Origin of the sequence: Galbibacter sp. PAP.153, assembly GCF_037029175.1 — a bacterium.
GTDB lineage: Bacteria > Bacteroidota > Bacteroidia > Flavobacteriales > Flavobacteriaceae > Galbibacter > Galbibacter pacificus.
The window spans coordinates 72,584-94,865 of the sequence record NZ_JAZEUN010000015.1 but is presented as its reverse complement, the minus strand read 5'-3'; the positions used below and the strand labels follow the sequence as shown (position 1 = coordinate 94,865).

The window sequence follows — 22,282 nt, the reverse complement described above, 5'->3', positions numbered from 1 at the left end:
AAAATGACATACGAGCAAACCCTCGATTGGATGTTTGGTAGGTTGCCAATGTATCAAAAGCAAGGTCAAACTGCTTTTAAACCTAAGCTTACCAATACCATAAATTTTGTAAAACATCTGGGCAGTCCTGAGAAAAACTTTAAAGCTGTTCATGTGGCCGGCACCAACGGAAAAGGCTCCACAAGCCATATGTTGGCTTCAATTCTTCAGGAAGCGGGATATAAAGTTGGACTGTATACTTCCCCACATTTAAAAGATTTTCGTGAACGTATAAAAATCAACGGAAAAGAAATATCCAAAGAATCAGTAGTCAGTTTTATTGCCAAGAATAAAGCATTTCTCGAAGAACAATCGCTCTCTTTTTTTGAAATGACCGTAGGCATGGCGTTTCATTATTTTTCCGAAGAAAAAGTAGATATCGCTATCATTGAAGTTGGCTTGGGGGGAAGGTACGATTCTACAAATATTATTGTCCCAGAAATTTCAGTAATTACCAATATCGGGTTCGACCATACCGATATGTTGGGCGATACTTTAGAAAAAATAGCATGGGAAAAGGCCGGGATTATTAAACAAACTGTTCCGGTTGTGATAAGCGAGTATAACGAACTTACCTATCCGGTATTTCAATCGGTGGCAACAGAAAAGGATGCTCCTATTTTTTTAGCTGAAGAAATAAAAACCGATTTTAAAAGCGACTTGCTGGGAAGTTATCAAAAGAAAAATATAAAAGCGGTAATTGCAACAATAGAAAGGCTAAAGAGGTTTACGGTAACCCAAGAGCATATAAAAAGCGGACTTTTAAACACGGTAAAAAATACGGGCCTTCTGGGAAGATGGCAAATATTGGGTGGGCACCCAAAAATAATCTGCGATACCGCGCATAATAAAGAAGGGTTATCCATAGTAATTTCTCAATTGCTGACACAAAATTTTACTCAGTTACATTTAATTTTAGGTTTTGTAAAGGATAAAAACCTTGATGAAATTCTGCCACTGTTTCCTAAAAACGCAAAATATTACTTTTGTTCGCCAAAAATCTCAAGAGGACTTGAGGTAGAAAAACTGCTTGAAAAGGCTACGCATTTTAACCTGAAAGGCGAAGCATACAGCTCAGTTTCAGAAGCTTTACAGGCAGCTAAATCCAAGGCTTCAAAAAACGACTTGATCTATGTTGGGGGCAGTACTTTTGTGGTTTCGGAAATCATCTAAATTTTTCAAATATTTCTTTGCCGAAAACAAAAACTGTTCTATATTTGCAACCGCAATCAAGCAAATGAGGGGCGATTAGCTCAGCTGGTTCAGAGCACCTGCCTTACAAGCAGGGGGTCACTGGTTCGAATCCAGTATCGCCCACCAATTTAAGAGACTTCTATTGGAAGTCTTTTTTTCTCTACATTTGTTATAATTGCAAAACGGGCGATTAGCTCAGCTGGTTCAGAGCACCTGCCTTACAAGCAGGGGGTCACTGGTTCGAATCCAGTATCGCCCACTACTTATACAAAAGCCATTCAAGAGATTGAGTGGCTTTTTTTACAATGGACATTTATTATTCATATTGTACTCCCAAACCCTTGACAGGTATTATGTTGGGGCAAGCGGTGACTTGGAGAGGCGGTTAACAAAGCACAATGCCAACCATAAGGGTTACACGGGCAGGGCTAGCGATTGGGCAATTGTCCACAAAGAACGTTTTACTTCAAAGGTTGAAGCTTACCGCCGGGAAAAACAGATAAAGGGATGGAAAAGCAGGCGTATGATTGAAAATTTGCTTGCTTCAGGGCATCCCGACTAACACGTCGGGAGTGTCACTGGTTCGAATCCAGTATCGCCCACCACTTATAAATAAAGCCATTCAAGAGATTGAGTGGCTTTTTTTTTACAATGGACATTTATTATTGTTACATATTGTACTCCCAAACCCTTAAAAGGTATTATGGATCATTCCCAATTGTTGTGTTTATGCAAAAATAATGATCAATCTTTTTTCGTCCCTCTAAACTCTGAACCCTAAACTAAAAACCTCCTTTCTTTTCACTAAATCCGTATTTAACAAAAAATTATGAAAACCGGACTTTCTTTTTCTTCGTTAGTATGTGTAGAAGATTAATCATTAAAAACATCAATTATGAAAAAGAAAATCATAAAAGTCCATCAACCAAAGGGCTTTAATAACAGACGGCAATTCTTAAAATTAGGTGGTTTGGCAGTAGCTGGATCGGGTTTATTGTGGGCATGTAGTAGTGACGACGACCAAGGGATGATGCCGCCTCCCGAATCTGAAGTATTCGATTTGGGAGAGGGCGATCTGGGCGTATTAAATTATGCATATGCACTGGAACAACTTGAAGCCGATTTTTATACCAAAGTGGTTAATTCTTTCTACGGAAGTATTTCTGATGAAGAAAAGCAAGTGTTAACAGATTTGTACTACCACGAAGTAAATCATAGAGATTTCTTTAAAACAGCTATTACAGCAGCTGTTGAAGGCAATACAGAGTTGGTGTTGCCAACTTTGGAGTTTGATTATGGCGATCTAGACTTTGGAAACAGGGACCAGGTTCTGGGTACGGCAAAAGTACTTGAAGATACAGGTGTAGCTGCATACAATGGTGCCGGAAAACTTATTTCAAATCCTGATTATCTTTTAATTGCAGGTAAAATTGTATCTGTAGAAGCAAGGCATGCTTCGGCAATTAGAACGCTTATTAACCCCGGATCTGCCGATTTTGCCGGTGACGATGCAGTTACTGTAGATACCGGGTTGGATGCGGCTATGGACCCATCAGATATATTGGCTGCCGTTGCTGCAACCGGGTTTATCAAAACCGAATTCACGGCTAATAACTTACCATAATTAACTATTAAATTGAAAACTATGAACATTATAAAATTTTTAGACGATTTTACCACTAGCAATATTTTAGATGGTAAATCATCGCGACGGGATATATTTGGAACTTTTGGCGATCTTGGTAAAAAAGCGGCAATTGCCGCCGTACCTTTTGGGTTGGCTGCACTTTCTTCCAAAAAAGCTTATGCTCAATCCATGGACGCCGATCCGGTTGGAGCATTGCAATTGGCTTTGACATTAGAATATTTGGAAGACGAATTTTACGATTTGGCACTTCAGTCCGGGGTTTTACCAACAGGACGGCCAGAAACGGTATATATGCAAATTTCTAAGCATGAACAGGCACATGTGGATTTTTTAATCGCTGGGCTGGAAGGGGCTGGTGTTACACCGGTTGAAAAACCAACTTTCGATTTTACCGCAGGTGGTGCTTTTGATCCTTTTAATGAAAATGGAGCAGGGCAGGATACCGCTTATGCTCAATTATTGGCCTTGGCCCAAGCGTTTGAAGATACGGGAGTTAGGGCTTATAAAGGCCAGGCAGGAAATTTATTGGGATCTCCTTTTTTAACGGCAGCTTTGCAGATTCACTCTGTTGAAGCTCGTCATGCCTCTGAAATTAGAAGATTAAGAGGGTTGAAAGGCTGGATTACCAATAACGAAAGGGGTACTGGTATGCCAGATGCTACGCAACCAGTGTACAATGGTGAAGAAAATGTAACTCATGGCGGAGTTGATGTAACAACATTGGGTAATGGAGAAGCCTTTGCCATGGAAGCATCGACGGAAGCTTATGACGAACCATTGTCTGGAGACGATGCCGTAGCAATAGCCAGCTTGTTTATTGTAGAAGAATAAGTTAAAGATTAATGGTTGGTTGTTTTGGGCCGTTTGGTTTTTTATATAGAAACTAAACGGCCTATATTTTTTGGGATGAAATTAAAATTTTAGTTGAGAACATCCAATATCCGCTCAAGGGCCATTCCCCTCGAACCTTTTATTAAAATGGTTCCTTTAGTGGGTAAGTCTGTATGAAATGATTTCTTGAATGCATCAAAATCTTTAAATTTTAGGCCATGTGTGTTGGCTTCATAAAAATGGCTTCCAATAAGGAAAACCCTTTCAAAATTATATCCGGTAGCAATAGCTGCAATTATTTGATGCTCTTCCTTGGCACTTGGGCCTAATTCAAACATATCTCCAAGAATTACGGTTTTATGGTCGTCTTTTAAAGCGGAAAAGTTTTCTAAAGCAGCCTTCATGCTGGTTGGATTGGCATTATAGGCGTCAAGGATAATTTTATATTTGTTGGTCTTTATTATTTGCGATCTGTTGTTGGAAGGCAGGTATGCTTCTATGGCTTCTTTGATGGCTTCTGTTGGTACTTTAAAGTAATGACCAATGGTAATGGCAGCTGCAATATTGGTATAATTGTATGTACCGATTAACTGCGATTTTATTGCCTTGTTTTTATATAAAACTTCAACAAAGGGATCGGCACTGGTCAAATTCACCTTAACATCGGATGCTGAAACAGCGCTAAAACCATATTTTTTTTGATAATTCTCTAGTTTCTCCTTTTGGATAGCATCATCAGCATTAAAAAAAACAGTTTTATGGTTATTTATAAGATGATTATAAAGTTCGCTTTTGCCTTTAATAACCCCTTCAACCCCTCCAAAACCTTCTAGGTGTGCTTTCCCAAAATTGGTGATGTATCCATAATCTGGAGTTGCAATATTACATAACCGTTCTATTTCCTTGAGGTGGTTGGCCCCCATTTCTACCACGCCCATTTCAACTTTATTATCCATGGAGAGTAAGGTAATGGGCACGCCAATATGATTGTTTAGATTTCCCTTGGTGGCCTTTGTGCTAAATTTTTTAGACAAAACTGCATTGATGAGCTCTTTGGTAGTGGTCTTGCCATTGCTTCCGGTGAGCGCTATAATGGGAATGTTTAAATATTTTCTATGATAGGAAGCAAGTTGCTGTAATGCTTCCAAAGTGTTGTTTACAAGAATGGTTTTATTTGATGTGTGATATTCCTCTTGATCTATTATGGCATAAGCAGCCCCTTTTTTTAAGGCTTCTTCTGCAAATTCGTTCCCATTAAAATTTTCTCCCTTTAATGCAAAAAACAAACAATTGTCTTCTATTTTTCGGGTATCGGTAATTACTCCTGAGGTGTTTAAAAAATACGAGTGAAGTTGTTCTATTTTCATAGAAATAAAAGTATAAAAAAAGCCCTGAATAAATCAGGGCTTCGAGTGGATTTTTGTCGAAATATTTTTAGTGTCTCGGTGTTTTCTTTTCTTTGGCTTTAGAACCTACCCTTGACATTGCACAGCGGAAACCAATATAATCGGTAGCCATGTATTGTGGTAGGTATCTACGTTGGGCCGGGTCAAGCCAATATGCCCGGTCTCTCCATGAACCTCCTTTGTATACACGGACTTCGTCGTTTATAAGTGTGGTCCTGGAATTGGATTCGTCGATTTGCTTGATGATATTTCCTAAAGAGTCCCTTTCAATTTTATTTTCGGGGGCATTGTACATCCTTTTGGAGTCGTCAAGTTCTCCATCATCGCTAAACATATCGTAGTATCTTGTAGATCCTTTGTCGCCATCTCTATAGTCTCTGTTATCGCTTCTATCAAAATTGGTTCTAAGGTACGTGTCATTTTCATTTATAGGAACCATGGCTATTTCACCTGGCAAGTCGCGGGCTACAATTCTTCCATTGCTCAAGGTATCATATTTAATTCCGTCCCTTCCTACTATTTCCACTTTTCCATCTTCGCCAATAGACGTTTTCATATATACGTTACCGCGATAATAGTTAAAGTCGTTTGCTTCGTCGTCTACAATGGGTCTGTATACATCGGCAACCCATTCTGCTACGTTACCGGCCATATCGTAAAGTCCCCAATCGTTTGGAGGATACGATTTTACCTGTGCGGTAATGTCTGCGCTATCGTCAGACCAACCTGCAATTCCGCCATAATCACCTTTTCCTTGTTTAAAGTTTGCCAATTGGTCGCCACGGTTCTTTCTTTTTCCAGAACGGGTATATTCTCCTTCCCAAGGATATTTTTTTCTTCCTCTATAATTGTTGTATTCCCTGGTCCCAACAAGTGCAGTAGCGGCATATTCCCATTCGGTTTCCGTGGGCAATCTATATGAAGGCATGATAATTCCGCTTGATCTTTTTGCAAATACGTTTGTAGAGTCTCTTTTTGCCTTTCCTTGTAAGGAGTCTATTTGACCTCCATATACATTTTCAGGGCTGTTTAAATAGGTTTCTGTGCTAAACGTTCCTTGGGTCTCACCGTTTACAACGGCATATTTGCTGTTCTTGGCAAGATACCCTTCCCTTTCAAGCATAAGTTCGTTTACACGGTCGGTTCTCCATTCGGAAAATTGAACCGCTTGCACCCAGTTTACACCAACTACGGGGTATTCTGCATATGCAGGGTGCCTTAAATAGTTGTTGGTCATTACTTCGTTATAACCAAGCCGGTTTCTCCAAACAAGAGTGTCGGGTAGGGCACCTTGGTAAATATTTGCATAAGCGGGGTCGTCTGGAGGATAAACACTTTTAAGATAGTCCAGGTATTCCATGTACATCTTATTGGTAACCTCTGTTTCATCCATGTAAAACGACTGGACATGTTGTTGTGTAGGTGTGTTGTTCCAGTCATGCATTACATCGTCTTGCACTTTTCCCCTAACAAAAGTTCCGCCTTCCAAAAACACAAGGCCTGGAGCAGTTTCCTGCTCTTTAAAATTTGTGTTGTATTGAAAGCCTCCTTCTTTAGAGTTGATTTGCCATCCTGTAGCCCTGGAAGTGTTTTTGTTTGAGTTACTACAGCTAGTTAAACTCGCAAACGCTACCAAACATAATACATATGGGTTGAATAGATACTTCTTCATAATTAAGATTTGAGTTGTCTTAAATAAGTGTGCAATATAGCAATTAAGATATTTAATTCAATTTTTTTCATCAAAATTGTGGGTATAATGTTGTCAAAGTTCGTTTCGCTGTTGTAAAAACGTGCAAATGGTCATTTTATTATATGTTGCAAAAATCTTTTTGTCGATTATTTTTTACTTTTTTAAATGTGGTAACCCATAAAATAAACTCAGGTTGTATGCGTTTGCCTAACGGAAGTATATAATTTCTGCATATTTAGTAGCTTTTGTTTCATTATCATTTTTCAATTATTTATAGAAGATAGAGCGTTTTTTCAACCGAATAAAATATTTTTATCGAAAAAAATTTAAAAAAAAGTCGAAGTTGTATAACATTTTTGTTAATGTTACGTTAATTATATACTGTTGTAGGAAAACCTAAGTGTTTGCCTAACAATTTTAAACAATTATATTTGCTGTTATTTAATAAAATTAAATGAAACTAAACTATTTACTCCTAAGCCTTATAATCTTTTCAAATCTCCTACATGCTCAGGGAGATTCAAGAGTTATAACTACTGCCGTTCCTTTCTTGTCGATTGCTGCCGATGCAAGATCTGGTGGAATGGGCGAACTGGGTGCTACTACCAGTCCCGATGTTTTTTCGCAACAATGGAATCCCGCAAAATACGCTTTTGCCAAACGCGAAATTGGTATAGGGTTGAGCTATACCCCTTATTTAAGCCAGTTGGTGAACGATATTGCCCTGCTCGATGCGGCTTTTTATAAAAAAATAAACGAACGTAGTGCCTGGGCGGCCACCATACGGTATTTTAGTTTGGGCGATATTGAATTTATAACAGAAGATGAGGCACTTCAGGGACTTACCCCAATTATTGAAAGGCCAAATGAACTGGCAATAGATTTATCGTATTCATTAAAACTGAGCGAAAACTTTTCAATGGCCGTGGCAGGTAGGTTTTTGCGCTCAGACTTAAAGATTCCAGACGAATTTGTTGATGCTTCAGCTGCCAGCTCTTTTGCAGTAGATATTGCAGGATATTTTCAGTCCAACGAAATAGCTTACAACAGTTTTAATGGTCGGTGGAAAGGTGGTTTTAACGTGTCTAATATTGGTCCTAAAATAAAATATGATGATGAGGGCAGGGAAAGCTATTTGCCAACAAACCTAAAATTAGGTGGAGGTTTTGATTTTATATTCGATCCAATGAACATACTCTCGCTTAACTTGGAGTTTAATAAATTGTTGGTGCCAACACCGAGCGACTCAAATGGCGACGGCGAAATAGATTACGAAGACGATTATTATAACGAAAGTTTCTTTACCGGGGTGTTCTCTTCTTTTGGCGATGCCCCGGACGGTTTTAGCGAAGAATTAAAAGAAATAACTTGGGCCATGGGGGCAGAATATGTGTATAATGAAGCCTTTGCCATTAGAACCGGGTATTTTCACGAAAACCAGGAAAAAGGTTTCCGTCAATTCTTTACGCTGGGGGCCGGCTTTACCTTCAAGGCTACTTCCATAGATTTGTCTTATTTATTTTCAACCTCTAAAGTTAGGAACCCATTGGAAAATACATTGCGTTTCTCCATTACATTTAATTTGGGAGACGAGTATTATTAATTAGGGCATTTTCTGTTGTTGAAGAATAACGTGTTGTGGGTTTTTATATCAACGCATTCGCATAAGGTGAAGGATGTCTTTTTGGTAACCTTCCACAAAGCAAACATTTCTTAAATCGCATCATCAGCAATAAAATTCATATAAATATTGTATTTTGGTAGTACTATTGTGTTATAACCAAATGCATTATGAAGAAACTTGAGATTAATACAGTGCTTACTGTTTTTGAGTCCATAGACGAGCTGCCCGAGCAGGTAAAAGAACTCATGAAAAAAGCAGTAACTGCACGCAATAATGCATATGCCCCATATTCCAAGTTCCGTGTAGGGGCAGTGCTTCAACTAGAAAACGGTGAAATAATAATTGGTAGTAACCAAGAAAATGCCGTGTATCCTTCCGGGTTATGTGCAGAACGCGTGGCCATTTTTCAGGCAGGCACGCAATTTCCGGGGGAGCCCATAAAAATCATGGCTGTTTCTGCTGCTTCCGATTCTTTTAACGTACTTACGCCAACACCGCCGTGCGGTGCATGTAGACAGTCTATTTACGAATACGAAGAGAACCAAAAAACTCCCATAGCACTTTATTTTATGGGGGAAACGGGAAAGGTAGTCAAGGCCGATTCCATAAAAGATTTATTGCCGCTTACCTTTGGCAAAGCTACTTTAAATAATATTTAACAAAAATCTTAGATAAAAGCAGATTTTCATTTTTACACTTTTATTGAAAACGCTACTTTTGTATTGCATTTTAAAAAACCATTGTTATAAAGAGGGTTTTTGGTGCCTCTACATTTGGTAATGGCACTCAATATTTGGCAAAATAAAATATAGATGAAAAAAGTTACAAAAGAAGTTTACTTGAAATGGTATGAAGACATGCTGTTCTGGAGAAAGTTTGAAGATAAGCTGGCAGCGGTTTACATACAACAAAAGGTAAGGGGTTTTCTTCACCTTTATAATGGCCAAGAGGCTGTGTTGGCAGGTACTTTACATGCAATCGACCCTAAAAAGGACAAATTAATAACAGCATACCGTAACCACGTTCAGCCTATCGGGATGGGGGTAGACCCCAAAAAGGTAATGGCAGAACTTTACGGAAAAGCCACAGGAACTTCTCAAGGACTTGGAGGCTCCATGCACATTTTTTCTAAAGAACATAACTTTTACGGTGGCCACGGGATAGTTGGTGGCCAAATTCCATTAGGAGCAGGACTGGCTTTTGCCGATAAGTACTTCAAAAGAGATGGTGTAACTTTATGTTATATGGGCGATGGTGCAGTGCGTCAGGGTTCCCTTCACGAAACCTTTAATTTAGCAATGCTTTGGAACTTGCCGGTTGTTTTTATTTGCGAAAACAATGGTTATGCCATGGGTACTTCGGTTGCGAGAACATCCAAAGAACAGGAAATATGGAAACTAGGTTTAGGTTTTGATATGCCTTGTGGGCCTGTAGACGGGATGAACCCCGTAAAAGTGGCCGAAGCAGTTTACGAAGCCGTAGAAAGGGCCCGTTCTGGAGGAGGGCCAACTTTTCTTGAAATGAAAACATATAGGTATAGAGGGCACTCCATGTCCGATGCCCAACACTACAGAACAAAAGAAGAAGTAGAGGAATACAAAAAAATAGACCCGATTACTCAAGTTAAGGATATTATTTTGGAGAAAAAATATGCCAAAGACACAGATATCCAGAAAATAGATAAAAGGGTTAAGGAATTGGTTAAAGAATGTGAGAAATTCGCCGAAGAATCAGATTTTCCAGACAAAAATGTTATGTACGATGTAGTGTACGACCAAGAAGATTATCCATTTTTACCGCATAAACTTTAAAAATAATGGCAGAAATTATTAACATGCCGCGTTTGAGCGACACCATGGAAGAAGGTGTGGTGGCAAAGTGGCTTAAAAAAGTAGGAGATAAAGTAGAAGAAGGCGATATTTTAGCAGAAATAGAAACCGACAAGGCTACCATGGAGTTCGAGTCTTTTCACGAAGGCACGTTACTTCATATAGGTATCGAAGAAGGCGATGGCGCTCCTGTTGATTCTCTTTTGGCAATTATTGGCGAAGAAGGGGAAGATATCTCGGGATTGTTGAATGGTGGCGCTGCTTCTAAAGAAAAACCTGCATCCGAAGAAAAAGAAGAAACTGTTGAAGATGATACAACCAATGAAGCTTCCGGAGGTGAAATACCAGAAGGCGTAGAAGTTGTAACAATGCCCCGTTTAAGTGATACCATGGAAGAAGGTACCGTTGCATCATGGCTTAAAAAAGTAGGCGACAATGTGGAGGAAGGCGATATTCTTGCTGAAATAGAAACCGATAAGGCCACAATGGAATTTGAATCGTTCTATTCGGGAAAACTACTTCATATAGGAATAGAAGAAGGCCAGTCTGCCCCTGTTGATGATGTATTGGCCATAATCGGGCCCGAAGGTACCGATGTGGACGCAGTTTTGGCAGCTAGCAAGGGTGGAGGAAAAGCACCTGCCAAGAAAAAAACGGCAGAAGAAGCAAGCAGATCCTCTAAAGAAGAGAAAAAAGAAACAACAACAAGCGCAACTACTGCTTCTAGTTCCAACGGAAGGATTTTTGCCTCTCCTTTGGCCAAGAAAATGGCTGAAGATAAAGGGATCGACCTTTCTAAAGTGAAGGGAACAGGAGAAAATGGCAGGATTGTTAAAAAAGACATAGAAAATTACAAAGCACCTGCTGAAAGTAAGTCGGCGGCGGCTGAAGCTCCAACAGGAAGCCCGGCTCCAAGTGCAAATGTAATGCCGTTTGTTCCAGCTGGGGAAGAAAGTAGGGAAGAGAAGAAAAACTCTCAAATGCGCAAAACCATTGCGAGAAGGTTGGGAGAATCTAAATTCTCTGCACCGCATTACTATTTAACTATTGAAGTTGATATGGATAATGCCATGGCTTCACGCGGACAGATAAATTCACTGCCGGACATTAAAGTTTCGTTTAACGATATGGTGGTAAAGGCCTGTGCAATGGCGCTTAAAAAGCATCCGCAGGTAAACACTTCATGGAAAGACGATGTAACCGTTTACAACCATCACGTACATATTGGGGTGGCAGTAGCGGTTGAAGACGGACTGTTGGTACCCGTGCTTAAATTTACAGACCAAATGAGCTTGACCCAAATAGGTTCGCAGGTTAAAGAACTGGCAGGAAAGGCGAGAAACAAAAAGATTGCACCCCAGGAAATGGAAGGCAGTACTTTTACGGTTTCTAATTTGGGAATGTTCGGTATTCAAGAATTTACCTCTATTATCAATCAGCCAAACTCTGCCATTTTATCGGTAGGTGGAATCGTGGAAAAACCGGTTGTTAAAAATGGAGAAATCGTTGTTGGCCATACCATGAAAGTTACATTGGCTTGCGATCATAGAACCGTTGACGGTGCTACCGGAGCTCAATTCCTGCAAACTTTGCAGGCATATTTGGAAAACCCGGTAACCATGTTGGCTTAAAAAATAAACATGATTATATTTTCATTATATCTTAAAAATCCCGCTTTATGCGGGATTTTTGGTATATTTAAAATCAATCTTTTTTGATTCGCTTTTTTTACTGAGAAATCATGGTTTTTGTGACTTTCTCTATTTTATTAATGATATTTAAACCATAAACGTGTGAAAAAACAATTATTTATACTTGCCGTATCAATTATGGCCTTAGGCTGTAAATCGTCTACCGTTCCTGTATCCGAGCAAATTTCGCAGGCCGATAAGACTAAAGAGGTTGTATTGGATGCCCAAAGCAAAGAAGTTTCGGTTTCCAATGCTTCAGAAGTAGAGCAAATAATTACTTTTTTGGCTTCCGATAGGCTAAACGGAAGGGAAGCAGGGAGTGAAGGTATTAACGAAGCTGCCAATTATATCGAAAACATTTTTAAAACAAACGGCATAAAACCTTATTTTAAAACCTACAGGGATACCTTGACTAATTTTGACGCGCCAGCATTCAACATTGTTGGTCTTGTAGAAGGAAACGATGCCCGTTTAAAAAACGAGTATATTGTTATTGGTGCACATTACGACCATATAGGTTCTGGGAAACCTGTAAATGGCGACACTATAGCCAACGGTGCCAACGATAATGCTTCCGGGACTACAGCGGTATTGGAAATAGCAAAATATTTTGGCACGCATAAAACTAATAAAAGGAGTTTACTTTTTGTACTTTTTTCTGCTGAAGAAAAGGGACTGTTGGGTTCCAAACATTTAGCGTCAAAACTTAAAAAGGAAAACTTTAATTTGTATACCATGGTTAATTTTGAAATGATCGGTGTTCCCATGCAACGCGAAGAACTAATGTATATTACTGGGTACAAAGAAACCAATATGGCCGAAAAAATTAATACCTATGCCGGGAAAGACATTGTAGGGTTTTTACCAAAAGCAGGAGAATATCAGCTTTTTAAACGGTCGGACAATTATCCTTTTTATACGGAATTCAATGTGCCATCACAAACTGTTTGTACCTTTGACTTTGAAAATTATGAGTATTACCATCACGTAGACGATGAAGTTGGAGAAATGGATTTTGAACATATGGCAACAGTAATAAACGAAATGACGCCTGTGCTCGAAAAAATGGCAAATGTGCCAACTGATGAAATTAAAATGAACTGATTGAAAAATCGGTATAGAGAATGGCAAAAAATATAATTGTAACAGGAACAAGCAGAGGGATAGGGTATGAACTGGTGCAGCTTTTAGCAGGACAAGGGCACCATGTATTGGCTTTGTCCAGAAATGCCGGCCCCATAAAACAGCTGAACCTGAAAAATGTTGAAGCTTTTAATTGCGATATCTGCAATGAAGGCAACTTGGAAAGCGTAAGAAAATACATTGAAAAGGATTGGCAACATGTAGATATCCTGATAAATAATGCCGGAAGATTGGTAAACAAGCCTTTTGCTGAAATTTCAACCGAAGATTATGAAAATGTATACAAGGTAAACGTTTTTGGCGTAGCTGCCTTAATACGGGTTGTATTGCCTTTTATGCCCAAAAATGGGCATGTGTTGACCATAAGTAGCATGGGGGGTGTACAGGGCAGTATGAAGTTTCCCGGCCTGGCGGCATATAGCTCTTCAAAAGGGGCAGTAATTACGCTAACCGAACTTTTGGCAGAAGAATACAAAGAAACAGGTCCTTCTTTTAATGTACTGGCACTGGGGGCGGTACAAACAGAAATGTTGCAAGAGGCATTTCCGGGGTATAATGCACCTACAACCGCTAAGGAAATGGCAGCTTATATAGCCGATTTTTCACAAAAAGGGCATCAATTTTACAATGGTAAACTATTACAGGTTAGTAACAGTACTCCTTAAAAAAGAGTTATTATGCATAATGTTTTAAATAAATACCTTCCGGAACGAGCCGCAGAACCATGTTTCCAGTTGATAAAACAAAATCATGTGCATTTAAAAATTGTTAACGAAAGAGTGACCCGGCACGGCGATTATAGAAAATTGCCTGACGGAAGTCATCAAATAACGGTAAATGCCAATCTAAACAAGTATCGTTTTTTAATAACCTTGGTGCACGAAATAGCACATTTGGTGGCCTTTACCAAATATGGGAGGCATATTAAGCCACATGGTAATGAGTGGAAATATACGTTTCAGCAATTAATGTTGCCATTTATACGTCCAGAAATTTTTCCGTCGTCTTTACTTCCGGTATTGGCCAGGCATTTTAAAAACCCAAAGGCTAGCAGTGATACCGATGCACATTTGTCTGTGGCACTAAAAGAATTTGATCCGCAAAACGATAAAAATTATATATTTGAACTTCCCATGGGAAGCATTTTTAAAATATATAACGGAAAAGTGTTTAAAAAGGGAAATAAAAGGGTAAAACGATATGAATGCATCGAAATGAGCTCTGGTAAAATATACTTGTTTCAGCCAAATGCCGAGGTTGAATTACTCACTAATTGATTTTAATGAACAAAAATTTATATGCAATATTAATGGCGGGGGGAATAGGTTCCCGCTTTTGGCCTGTTAGCACAGCTGCATTGCCAAAGCAATTTCATGATATTTTGGGAACTGGAGAGACCCTTATACAAAAAACATTCAATAGACTAAACAGGTCGATTCCTGCCGAAAATATCTACATTCTTACCAATGAAGAATATGGCAATTTGGTGATGGAGCAATTGCCAAAAATAAAAAAGGAACAATTGGTTTTGGAACCGGTTATGCGGAATACGGCCCCCTGTATTTTATATGCATCGTTAAAAATAAAGAAAAAAAATCCAGATGCATTATTGGTGGTCGCACCAAGCGATCATTGGATAGAAGATGAAGAAGCATTTGCCAAAGACCTTAAAACTTGTTTTGAAACATGTAAAGCCGACGATGTATTGATGACGCTTGGCATAAAACCAACCTTTCCCAATATAGGCTATGGCTATATTCAGCATAAAAAAAATGAAACCGATACTGTTAAAAAAGTAGAACAATTTAGAGAAAAGCCCGATTACGAAACTGCAAAGGTTTTTCTGGAACAAGGTAACTTTTTATGGAATGCCGGGATTTTTATTTGGAGCGCGAAAAGTATTTTAGAAGCTTTCGAGAAACACCAACCAACCATGTTTAATCAATTTATAAACGGTTTTTCGGTAATGAATACTCAAAAAGAACAAGCATTTATCAATACCACATATCCAGAAGCCGAAAATATTTCTATAGATTATGCGGTAATGGAGCCGTCCAAAAATATATATGTATTGCCTGCAAGCTTTGATTGGAATGATCTGGGGACTTGGGGTTCTTTGTACGACGAACTTCCTAAAGACGACAATGAAAACGTTGTGGTAAATGCCAAAGCACTGTTGGAGAATTCAAAAGGAAACATTGTGCATACATCAAAAAATAAAACAGTTGTAATAGGCGACCTTAAAGATTATATAATTATAGACGAAAAAGATAAACTTTTAATTTATCCCAAAAAAAAGGAACAAGAAGTGAAGGACCTTTTAAAAAAAATGAAAGAAAAATATAGCGACACATAATACCAAAACCTATGGAAGAAAACAAAAAAAATGGTTTAGGCCAAGACAACATTACCCCCACCGACAACACAGAGAATGCTAGTGAAGAGAAAATGAAAAAAGATTTCTCGGGTTTCTTGGGGAGCCTTAAAACATTTTTTGGCGATCTTCTGGATATAAGGGACAATACCGACCAAGAAGCTACCAAAGAGAGCATTATTAACGACATTCCTTTTAAGGGGCATACTTCCTGGATTTTAATATGCTCTATATTTATTGCTTCGGTAGGCTTGAATGCCAATTCTACGGCCGTGGTTATCGGTGCCATGTTAATATCTCCGCTAATGGGCCCGATTCTGGGAATTGGGATGTCTTTGGCAATAAACGATATTGATACGCTTAGGAGGTCTCTTAAAAACTTTGCCGTGATGGTTATTTTAAGTATTCTAACAGCGTTTTTGTTTTTTAAACTATTTCCGTTAAGAGATGAATCTTCAGAGTTATTGGCACGTACAGCACCTGATATTCGGGATGTATTGATTGCCTTTTTTGGTGGAATGGCCTTGGTAATTGCAAGGGCCAAAAAAGGGACCATAGCCAGTGTTATTTTTGGGGTGGCCATTGCAACGGCCTTGATGCCGCCTTTATGTACCGCCGGATTTGGGTTGGCTAAATGGAATTGGGACTTTTTCTTTGGGGCCATGTACCTTTTTATAATCAATACTATTTTTATTGCATTGGCAACTTTTTTGGTATTGAAGATATTACGGTTTCCAATGGTTAAATATGCAAATTCCAAAAAGAGAAAACGTATTGCGCAATTGGCTTCTTTATTTGCCATTTTGGTAATGATTCCGGCAGGAATGACTTTTTATGATGTATTGCAGGAGTCCAATTTTAAAAATCAGGCCAATGCTTTTATTAACGAAAAAATAAAAACATACCAGTTTGCCGGGGGAGGTTTTTTGCTGGATAAGTACACTTCAATAGATTATAACAAAGGGAGCGAACCTAATATCGAATTGGTTTTTATGGGAGACGAGATTATACCCGATAATATTGTGGAAACATGGAAAACCCAAATGAAATCGTACCCACAACTTAAAGATGCAAACTTGATTATTATGGGAGGCGAACAGAATGACTCTGAAGAAAAATACAAATATGTAAGCGAGTTGTACGAATCTAAAAAGCAGGAGATTGCTACTAAAGACGAGCAGATTAAGGTCTTGGAGCAGGAGGTAGAGCGTTTAAACAAATTTGCTTACAACGAAATTCCCTTTGAGGCCATAAGCAAAGAAGTGAAAATTAACTATAATGATGTAGTTGAACTAGGTTTTGGAAACGAATTAAAAACAGATTTTAAAAAAACCGACACCATTCCCATTTTCATTATCCGCTGGGGCGATAAAATTTCTAAAACGAAAAAAGAAACCGAATTTAAAAAGTTGACCGAATGGCTTAAAGTGCGTATGAACAACCAGAAAGTGGAGGTTAAGCAACTTAATTGATAGTATATTTTTTCAATAAAAAAAAGGTCCGCATAAAATAATATCGGACCTTTTTATATAGTCTTTGTTAATCTAAAAAAATCACACGTTAGCCATATTATCCGTAAGGGTATTTATAAAACTGGTTATGGGGCCTTTAATCATCATACCCATCATGGCGTTAAATTCGCCTTCAAAAACCAGATTTGCCTCACTTTTGTTTGCTTCAATACTATTGATGTTTGCCGTGAGCGTAAAGGGAAGTTTATCGCTTGCAGCTCCTAAAACCAATTTGCTGTGCGGTTGTTTTTCCTTCATTTTTAAAACAATTTCGGGCATCCCTTTTAGTGCAAAAAGAAATTTGTCTTCCTCTAAAACTTCAAACTTGCTAATGTTTTCGGGCATTAGCTTTTCAAAATTTTTTACATCGGCCAAAAAATCAAACAATTCCGCTGCCGATTTATTTACAGTCTTTTTTTGTGTCTCTAGCTTCATTTTAAATCAATGTTGTTATTTCCAGTTGCCCGGGTCTTCCCTCCAGTCCTGAAGGGTTTTTAATTCTTTTTCGTTAATATAGTTTGTATCTACCGCTTGTTGCAATAAATGCTCGTAGTTGCTTAACGTATATAATGTTACATTGTTGTTTTCGAAGTTTTTGCTGGCCACGTCAAAACCATATGAAAATATGGCAATCATACCCTTAACCACGGCACCTTCGTCTTTTAGCGCCTGTACGGCATTCAAACTACTTTTTCCGGTACTTATCAAATCTTCTACAACTACCACGCTTTGTCCGCCGTCAAGAAAACCTTCAATTTGGTTTCCCCTCCCGTGTTTTTTTGGCTCTGGCCTTACGTACACAAAAGGGAGATTTAACACCTCGGCAACGAGCATGCCAATTCCAATGGCTCCTGTGGCCACCCCAGCAATAACATCTGGTTTGCCGAAGAGTTCCTCAAGCTGTTTGGCCATATGCTCACGGATGTAGTTCCTGATTGGTGGAAACGATAAAACAATTCTATTGTCGCAGTAAATGGGAGATTTCCATCCGGAAGCCCATGTAAAAGGATTTTTTGGATTCAACTTTATTGCATTAATTTGCAATAAAAGTTCTGCTGTCTTTTTAGCGGTATCTTTATCTAAAACCATGATGCAAATGTATGAAGTTTTTGTAAATGAACATCGCATTATTTTAACCAACCAGATATCCAAGGAAACAGATTTTAAATTGTTTCTTATGGATACGGTTGATATTGATGACGTTATCAAGCAACTTAATAAAGGCAAAATAAAGTGTGCTCATATTTATTATGAAGACGGTACGGTTTTAATGAAAAAATTTCTTAAGAAAATCCCTTTGGTTGTGGCCGCTGGTGGCTTGGTTAAAAATCAGGATAATGAAAACCTTTTTATCTTCAGAAATGGAAAATGGGATCTTCCAAAAGGAAAAGTAGACAAGGGCGAAACCATAGAAGAAGCCGCTATACGCGAAGTAGAAGAAGAAACAGGTGTGAAGAAACTTAAAATAGACTCCTTTTTAAACAAAACCTACCACGTTTTTAAAAGAAACGGAACCTATAAGCTTAAGGAAACCCACTGGTTTTTAATGAAGAGCAAGTATAAAGGGGCACTGGTACCCCAATGCAAGGAAAATATTGAAAAAGCCGAATGGCGCCCCGATACCGATATACCAAAACTCATGGAAAATTCATATGAAAATATAAAAACCCTTTTCTAAAATCAAAATTAAGCTCCAACTTCTATAGCTTAACAATCCTGTAAACCGGGTATCTTAAATGTGCTTTCTCATAATTTGGAGACTTTTTGTGTATCCAATCCAATTGTGCATACCAATTTTTGGCAAAAGCAGTGTCTTTTTCTTTTTTGGCCTGAAATTCTTTTTCAATATCAGGGTTTGCTTTTAGGAATCCCAGGGCTTTGTCTTCCCAAACATAAGGAGAAAACCCTTCTTTTTGCTGAAGGATGCTATCAAAAAAGTTCCAGTTGAAAAAAGAATCTACCGCTTCGGGCTCCAATGTTTCCAAGATATACCGTATGCCTGGTTGATGGGTCTTAACCAAATAATAAGTATTTGCAGGAATTGAAACAGTTTCTTTACTTTTGGTTACCGAGGTGTTTTTATGTAGGTAATGTCCTTCGTATGCCTTTTTCCCGGTTTCGTAATCGGCAATGTGGTATACTTCAACAGGTATTTCTTTTGTTTCGGCCATGTTTGTAAGCGTTATGCCATTTAATTGTAGCCTTTTTACAACGCCGTTCCAGGCCTTGGGGATTAAATAAGCATCAGGGATATTTACTTTTTTTACGGGTTTAAAATAATCGTAATAAGTAACTTCTTTTGTAAAGGGTTTGTTCCTGTTGTACTTTAATCGTGGCAGGCCGGTAATTTCACTTGTAATATGCTCACCTTCGTAACCTTTAAAGTCCAAGGTAGAATGTTTGCTTTTATCTACTTCCCAAGCTACGGTATATGTCGTTGCATTTAGAAAGGAGGCATTGCTTTCTTCCCGCACCTTTTTTATTTCTTTATAGTCTTTTTCAATAAGGGCTATCATGCTCTTCATAAGTTCGTAGGTACCATATACACGCTGGTCGTATGGTTTAAGCATATGGGTTTCAACCATCATCCCCAGGGTATTCCATAAAGTGGTATAGCCTGTGGAATATCGGGGGGCATCAAAAAATTGAGAAAAACCTTTTTCGGGCACTTGATTAAAAACATTTACATAAGGCGTTATATCGTATTTTTTATCTTTTAACGAAGTAATGAGTTCGGGCATGAGCTTATTGTAAAGATATTTCCCGGCCGCTGCACCTAATTTGTCATGCTGGGTAAATAAATGCGTCAGTACATATTGATAATCGGCACCATTACTAACGTGATTATCTATGAAAACATCCGGTTGAAGGAAATGGTATATTTTAGCAAAAGATTTTGCATTTTTCGTATCGTTTTTTATAAAGTCCCGATTGAGGTCGTAATTACGTGCATTTCCCCTAAACCCATACGCAACCGGACCATTTTGGTTGGTTCTTGACGTACTGTTTCTGTTCAGGGAGCCCCCGATATTATAAATAGGAATGGTTGCCAGAACGGTATGTTCGGGAACTTTAATTTTTCCTTGAGCTATGTCCCGGTAAAGCATCATGGTGGCATCGATCCCATCTGGTTCCCCGGGGTGTATGCCGTTGTTTATAAACAGTATTCTTTTGTTTTTCCTTACTTTTTCAAGATCAAAATTGCCCTCGGGGTTAAGCAAAACCAAGGTTAAGTGCTCACCAGAATCTGTAGGGCCTTCTTCCATCATGGTAATACTGGAATAGGTGTTTGCAAGTTCTTTATAATAAGCAATTGTTTGGTTGTAAGTGGCCGTGGCAACACCGCCCGATTTTTCAAATTCGGTAGTAAAATTATCGTTTTGGGCATATAGGTTTGCAAAAGTTGCAATAGCGACTGTTATAAGCAATGCTTTTTTCATAGGGAGGAAATTTAAGCTTCAAACTTAATTAAAAATATAACAATATAGTAGGGCAATCTATTTGTCTAACTGAAAAATTGAGTTAGTTTTGCAAACTTTTATTGTTAACTACCTCATAAATAGGTTTATGGCATTAAAATGAGCCCTATTGAGAAGAATAAATTATTATGACTGAGTTTATTAGAAAAATAGTCCCGAATGCAAAAGATGATGTATTAGCTGGTATAACGGTGTCTTTGGCAATGATCCCCGAAGTTGTGGCCTTTGCGTTCGTGGCCCAAATAGATCCATTGGTGGCTTTGTCCGGGGCTTTTATAATTGGGTTGATTACCGCCATCTTTGGTGGTCGTCCCGGGTTGATTTCGGGTGCGGCAGGTGCCGTTGCCGTTATTTTTGTAAGCCTGATTTCAGAAGGGCACGCAAAAGGAATGCTGTTTGACGCGCCAATAGACAATATGGGGTATTATTACCTGTTGGCAGCAGTTGTGCTTATGGGGGGCTTCCAAATTATTGCAGGAATATTCAAATTGGGAAGGTTTGTTAGGTTGATACCGCACCCGGTTATGATGGGATTTGTTAACGGCCTTGCCATTGTTATTTTTATAGCACAGGTAAAAATGTTCACGCATAAAAAACTTGAAGTTACTGCCGAAGGTGTTAAAAAATATATTAATATCCCCATGGAAGGTAAGGAACTATATACCATGATTGGACTTGTATTGCTTACCATGGCTGTTATTTGGGTCTTGCCAAAAATTACCAAAAAAGTACCGGCTTCCTTAACGGCTATTTTAATAACTACCGCTATTGTAATCTTTGGAGGAATAGAGGTAAGTACAGTAGGCTCTTATATTGTTGAAGGGGGTGGGACGGGCCTTAAGGGCGAATTGCCAACCCCAAACATGGAATTGTGGCAAAACCTCCCTTTTAACTTGGATACGCTCGGCTTTATTTTGCCATACGCCTTTTTGGCCGCTTGTGTAGGTTTGATAGAATCTCTTATGACCATGAATCTGGTTGATGAATTAACCGAGACACGTGGCAATGGCAACCGGGAATGTATGGCACAGGGTGCAGGAAACATGTTGAGCGGGCTTTTTGGAGGTACTGGCGGTTGTGGAATGATAGGCCAAACAGTAATTAACATAAATGCGGGAGGCCGTGGCCGTTTATCTGGAATTATGATGGCCGTAACACTATTGACTTTTATTTTGTTTACAGATAAATACATAGAACAAGTTCCAATTGCAGCATTGGTAGGGGTAATGATTATGATGGTAATTGAAACTTTTGCATGGTCCAGTTTCAGGATTATTAGAAAAATACCAAAAGCAGATGCCTTTGTACTGGTAACGGTTTCTGCAGTTACCGTTATTTACGATTTGGCCATTGCCGTTTTTGTGGGCGTTATAATTTCGGCACTTGTTTTTGCTTGGGAAAACGCCAAAAAAATCAGGGCCCGGAAACGTTTTAAAGAAGACGGTACCAAGGTATACGAGATTTGGGGGCCTTTGTTTTTTGGTTCTATAGCGACTTTTAACGATAAGTTTGATGTAAAAAATGACCCTGAACAGGTTGAAGTTGATTTTGTTGAATCGAGGGTTAGTGACCATTCGGCCATAGAAGCAATTTTTAATGTAGTTGAAAAATACGAGGCCGCAGGGAAAAAGATAAAACTAAAACACTTAAGTGAAGATTGTAAAGCTTTATTGTATAAGTCATCACCTAAGTTCAGGGAGGTAATTATAGATGCCATAGACGACCCAAGATACCATTTGGCCGCAAATCCAGAAAAATTCCCGAAATCGCTTTCAGAATATAAATTTTAACATTATTGCCAAAACAAAACTTAGTTTGTT

At 38.7% G+C, this 22,282-nt stretch carries 20 protein-coding genes and 2 tRNA genes; 17 read left to right on the top strand and 5 right to left on the bottom strand.

All coding sequences use genetic code 11. The features are described from left to right. Window positions 1–3: 3 nt before the first annotated feature. From UXI14_RS11310 to UXI14_RS11285, 6 genes are all read left to right on the top strand, one after another. A complete protein-coding gene (locus tag UXI14_RS11310; protein ID WP_335966218.1) occupies window positions 4–1,212 on the top strand; it encodes a folylpolyglutamate synthase/dihydrofolate synthase family protein in 1,209 nt (402 codons plus the stop codon). Window positions 1,213–1,281: 69 nt separating this feature from the next. Then, window positions 1,282–1,359: transfer RNA gene (locus tag UXI14_RS11305), tRNA-Val, on the top strand. Between the two features lie 58 nt (window positions 1,360–1,417). Then, window positions 1,418–1,492, top strand: a tRNA-Val gene (locus UXI14_RS11300). 27 nt (window positions 1,493–1,519) lie between these two features. Continuing rightward, complete coding sequence (locus tag UXI14_RS11295; protein ID WP_335966217.1) at window positions 1,520–1,795, top strand: GIY-YIG nuclease family protein; 276 nt, start codon at window positions 1,520–1,522, stop codon at window positions 1,793–1,795. A gap of 333 nt (window positions 1,796–2,128) precedes the next feature. Next, a complete protein-coding gene (locus UXI14_RS11290) occupies window positions 2,129–2,857 on the top strand; it encodes a ferritin-like domain-containing protein (RefSeq protein WP_335966216.1) in 729 nt (242 codons plus the stop codon). Window positions 2,858–2,878: 21 nt separating this feature from the next. Further along, window positions 2,879–3,712 carry a ferritin-like domain-containing protein gene (locus UXI14_RS11285; RefSeq protein WP_335966215.1) on the top strand — a complete coding sequence of 278 codons (834 nt, stop codon included), beginning with the start codon at window positions 2,879–2,881 and terminating at the stop codon, window positions 3,710–3,712. Between the two features lie 89 nt (window positions 3,713–3,801). On the opposite strand, the gene murF is transcribed toward UXI14_RS11285, so the two are convergent. Beyond that, on the bottom strand, window positions 3,802–5,079 hold the full coding sequence (murF, locus tag UXI14_RS11280; protein WP_335966214.1) for a UDP-N-acetylmuramoyl-tripeptide--D-alanyl-D-alanine ligase: 1,278 nt from the start codon (window positions 5,077–5,079) through the stop codon (window positions 3,802–3,804). Window positions 5,080–5,146: 67 nt separating this feature from the next. Beyond that, window positions 5,147–6,790, bottom strand: a complete 1,644-nt coding sequence (gene gldJ, locus UXI14_RS11275) for a gliding motility lipoprotein GldJ (protein WP_335966213.1) — start codon at window positions 6,788–6,790, stop codon at window positions 5,147–5,149. A gap of 475 nt (window positions 6,791–7,265) precedes the next feature. On the opposite strand from gldJ, the gene porV reads away from it, so the two are divergent. The 9 genes from porV to UXI14_RS11230 all read left to right on the top strand — a co-directional run bounded on the left by porV (window position 7,266) and on the right by UXI14_RS11230 (window position 16,944). Continuing rightward, window positions 7,266–8,414, top strand: a complete 1,149-nt coding sequence (gene porV / locus UXI14_RS11270) for a type IX secretion system outer membrane channel protein PorV (protein ID WP_335966212.1) — start codon at window positions 7,266–7,268, stop codon at window positions 8,412–8,414. Window positions 8,415–8,602: 188 nt separating this feature from the next. Then, the gene (cdd, locus tag UXI14_RS11265) at window positions 8,603–9,094 is read left to right on the top strand and encodes a cytidine deaminase (RefSeq protein WP_277900912.1); all 492 of its coding nucleotides are present in this window, start codon (window positions 8,603–8,605) and stop codon (window positions 9,092–9,094) included. A 153-nt stretch (window positions 9,095–9,247) separates the two neighbouring features. Further along, complete coding sequence (gene pdhA, locus UXI14_RS11260) at window positions 9,248–10,246, top strand: pyruvate dehydrogenase (acetyl-transferring) E1 component subunit alpha (protein WP_277900913.1); 999 nt, start codon at window positions 9,248–9,250, stop codon at window positions 10,244–10,246. A gap of 5 nt (window positions 10,247–10,251) precedes the next feature. Continuing rightward, window positions 10,252–11,895, top strand: coding sequence for a pyruvate dehydrogenase complex dihydrolipoamide acetyltransferase (locus UXI14_RS11255; RefSeq protein ID WP_335966211.1), 1,644 nt, complete (start codon window positions 10,252–10,254; stop codon window positions 11,893–11,895). A gap of 162 nt (window positions 11,896–12,057) precedes the next feature. Further along, on the top strand, window positions 12,058–13,059 hold the full coding sequence (locus UXI14_RS11250; protein ID WP_277900915.1) for a M28 family peptidase: 1,002 nt from the start codon (window positions 12,058–12,060) through the stop codon (window positions 13,057–13,059). Window positions 13,060–13,079: 20 nt separating this feature from the next. Continuing rightward, window positions 13,080–13,763: an SDR family oxidoreductase gene (locus UXI14_RS11245; protein ID WP_277900916.1), complete on the top strand. Its 684-nt coding sequence runs from the start codon at window positions 13,080–13,082 to the stop codon at window positions 13,761–13,763. A 12-nt stretch (window positions 13,764–13,775) separates the two neighbouring features. Further along, window positions 13,776–14,375: a SprT-like domain-containing protein gene (locus tag UXI14_RS11240; protein WP_277900917.1), complete on the top strand. Its 600-nt coding sequence runs from the start codon at window positions 13,776–13,778 to the stop codon at window positions 14,373–14,375. Between the two features lie 5 nt (window positions 14,376–14,380). Then, window positions 14,381–15,454: a mannose-1-phosphate guanylyltransferase gene (locus UXI14_RS11235; RefSeq protein WP_335966210.1), complete on the top strand. Its 1,074-nt coding sequence runs from the start codon at window positions 14,381–14,383 to the stop codon at window positions 15,452–15,454. A gap of 11 nt (window positions 15,455–15,465) precedes the next feature. Continuing rightward, window positions 15,466–16,944, top strand: a complete 1,479-nt coding sequence (locus tag UXI14_RS11230) for a DUF389 domain-containing protein (RefSeq protein WP_335966209.1) — start codon at window positions 15,466–15,468, stop codon at window positions 16,942–16,944. A gap of 81 nt (window positions 16,945–17,025) precedes the next feature. On the opposite strand, the gene UXI14_RS11225 is transcribed toward UXI14_RS11230, so the two are convergent. Continuing rightward, window positions 17,026–17,418 carry an SRPBCC family protein gene (locus UXI14_RS11225; RefSeq protein ID WP_335966208.1) on the bottom strand — a complete coding sequence of 131 codons (393 nt, stop codon included), beginning with the start codon at window positions 17,416–17,418 and terminating at the stop codon, window positions 17,026–17,028. A 15-nt stretch (window positions 17,419–17,433) separates the two neighbouring features. Then, entirely contained in the window at window positions 17,434–18,072 is a 639-nt protein-coding gene (pyrE, locus tag UXI14_RS11220) for an orotate phosphoribosyltransferase (protein WP_335966207.1), read from the bottom strand. A 7-nt stretch (window positions 18,073–18,079) separates the two neighbouring features. Here pyrE and UXI14_RS11215 point away from each other — a divergent pair, with 7 nt between their 5' ends. After that, the gene (locus tag UXI14_RS11215) at window positions 18,080–18,661 is read left to right on the top strand and encodes an NUDIX domain-containing protein (RefSeq protein ID WP_335966206.1); all 582 of its coding nucleotides are present in this window, start codon (window positions 18,080–18,082) and stop codon (window positions 18,659–18,661) included. A gap of 22 nt (window positions 18,662–18,683) precedes the next feature. On the opposite strand, the gene UXI14_RS11210 is transcribed toward UXI14_RS11215, so the two are convergent. Continuing rightward, a complete protein-coding gene (locus UXI14_RS11210; RefSeq protein ID WP_335966205.1) occupies window positions 18,684–20,423 on the bottom strand; it encodes a M14 family metallopeptidase in 1,740 nt (579 codons plus the stop codon). Between the two features lie 167 nt (window positions 20,424–20,590). On the opposite strand from UXI14_RS11210, the gene UXI14_RS11205 reads away from it, so the two are divergent. Beyond that, entirely contained in the window at window positions 20,591–22,252 is a 1,662-nt protein-coding gene (locus tag UXI14_RS11205) for a SulP family inorganic anion transporter (protein WP_335966204.1), read from the top strand. The last annotated feature ends 30 nt before the right edge of the window (window positions 22,253–22,282 follow it).

Excerpts from the sequence above, each read along its gene's own strand:
- UXI14_RS11310 (WP_335966218.1), top strand. The coding sequence starts at position 4 with ATGACATACGAGCAAACCCTCGATTGGATGTTTGGTAGGTTGCCAATG.
- UXI14_RS11290 (WP_335966216.1), top strand. The coding sequence starts at position 2,129 with ATGAAAAAGAAAATCATAAAAGTCCATCAACCAAAGGGCTTTAATAAC.
- UXI14_RS11285 (WP_335966215.1), top strand. The coding sequence starts at position 2,879 with ATGAACATTATAAAATTTTTAGACGATTTTACCACTAGCAATATTTTA.
- murF (WP_335966214.1), bottom strand. The coding sequence starts at position 5,079 with ATGAAAATAGAACAACTTCACTCGTATTTTTTAAACACCTCAGGAGTA.
- gldJ (WP_335966213.1), bottom strand. The coding sequence starts at position 6,790 with ATGAAGAAGTATCTATTCAACCCATATGTATTATGTTTGGTAGCGTTT.
- porV (WP_335966212.1), top strand. The coding sequence starts at position 7,266 with ATGAAACTAAACTATTTACTCCTAAGCCTTATAATCTTTTCAAATCTC.
- cdd (WP_277900912.1), top strand. The coding sequence starts at position 8,603 with ATGAAGAAACTTGAGATTAATACAGTGCTTACTGTTTTTGAGTCCATA.
- pdhA (WP_277900913.1), top strand. The coding sequence starts at position 9,248 with ATGAAAAAAGTTACAAAAGAAGTTTACTTGAAATGGTATGAAGACATG.
- UXI14_RS11255 (WP_335966211.1), top strand. The coding sequence starts at position 10,252 with ATGGCAGAAATTATTAACATGCCGCGTTTGAGCGACACCATGGAAGAA.
- UXI14_RS11245 (WP_277900916.1), top strand. The coding sequence starts at position 13,080 with ATGGCAAAAAATATAATTGTAACAGGAACAAGCAGAGGGATAGGGTAT.
- UXI14_RS11240 (WP_277900917.1), top strand. The coding sequence starts at position 13,776 with ATGCATAATGTTTTAAATAAATACCTTCCGGAACGAGCCGCAGAACCA.
- UXI14_RS11235 (WP_335966210.1), top strand. The coding sequence starts at position 14,381 with ATGAACAAAAATTTATATGCAATATTAATGGCGGGGGGAATAGGTTCC.
- UXI14_RS11230 (WP_335966209.1), top strand. The coding sequence starts at position 15,466 with ATGGAAGAAAACAAAAAAAATGGTTTAGGCCAAGACAACATTACCCCC.
- UXI14_RS11225 (WP_335966208.1), bottom strand. The coding sequence starts at position 17,418 with ATGAAGCTAGAGACACAAAAAAAGACTGTAAATAAATCGGCAGCGGAA.
- pyrE (WP_335966207.1), bottom strand. The coding sequence starts at position 18,072 with ATGGTTTTAGATAAAGATACCGCTAAAAAGACAGCAGAACTTTTATTG.
- UXI14_RS11215 (WP_335966206.1), top strand. The coding sequence starts at position 18,080 with ATGTATGAAGTTTTTGTAAATGAACATCGCATTATTTTAACCAACCAG.
- UXI14_RS11210 (WP_335966205.1), bottom strand. The coding sequence starts at position 20,423 with ATGAAAAAAGCATTGCTTATAACAGTCGCTATTGCAACTTTTGCAAAC.
- UXI14_RS11205 (WP_335966204.1), top strand. The coding sequence starts at position 20,591 with ATGACTGAGTTTATTAGAAAAATAGTCCCGAATGCAAAAGATGATGTA.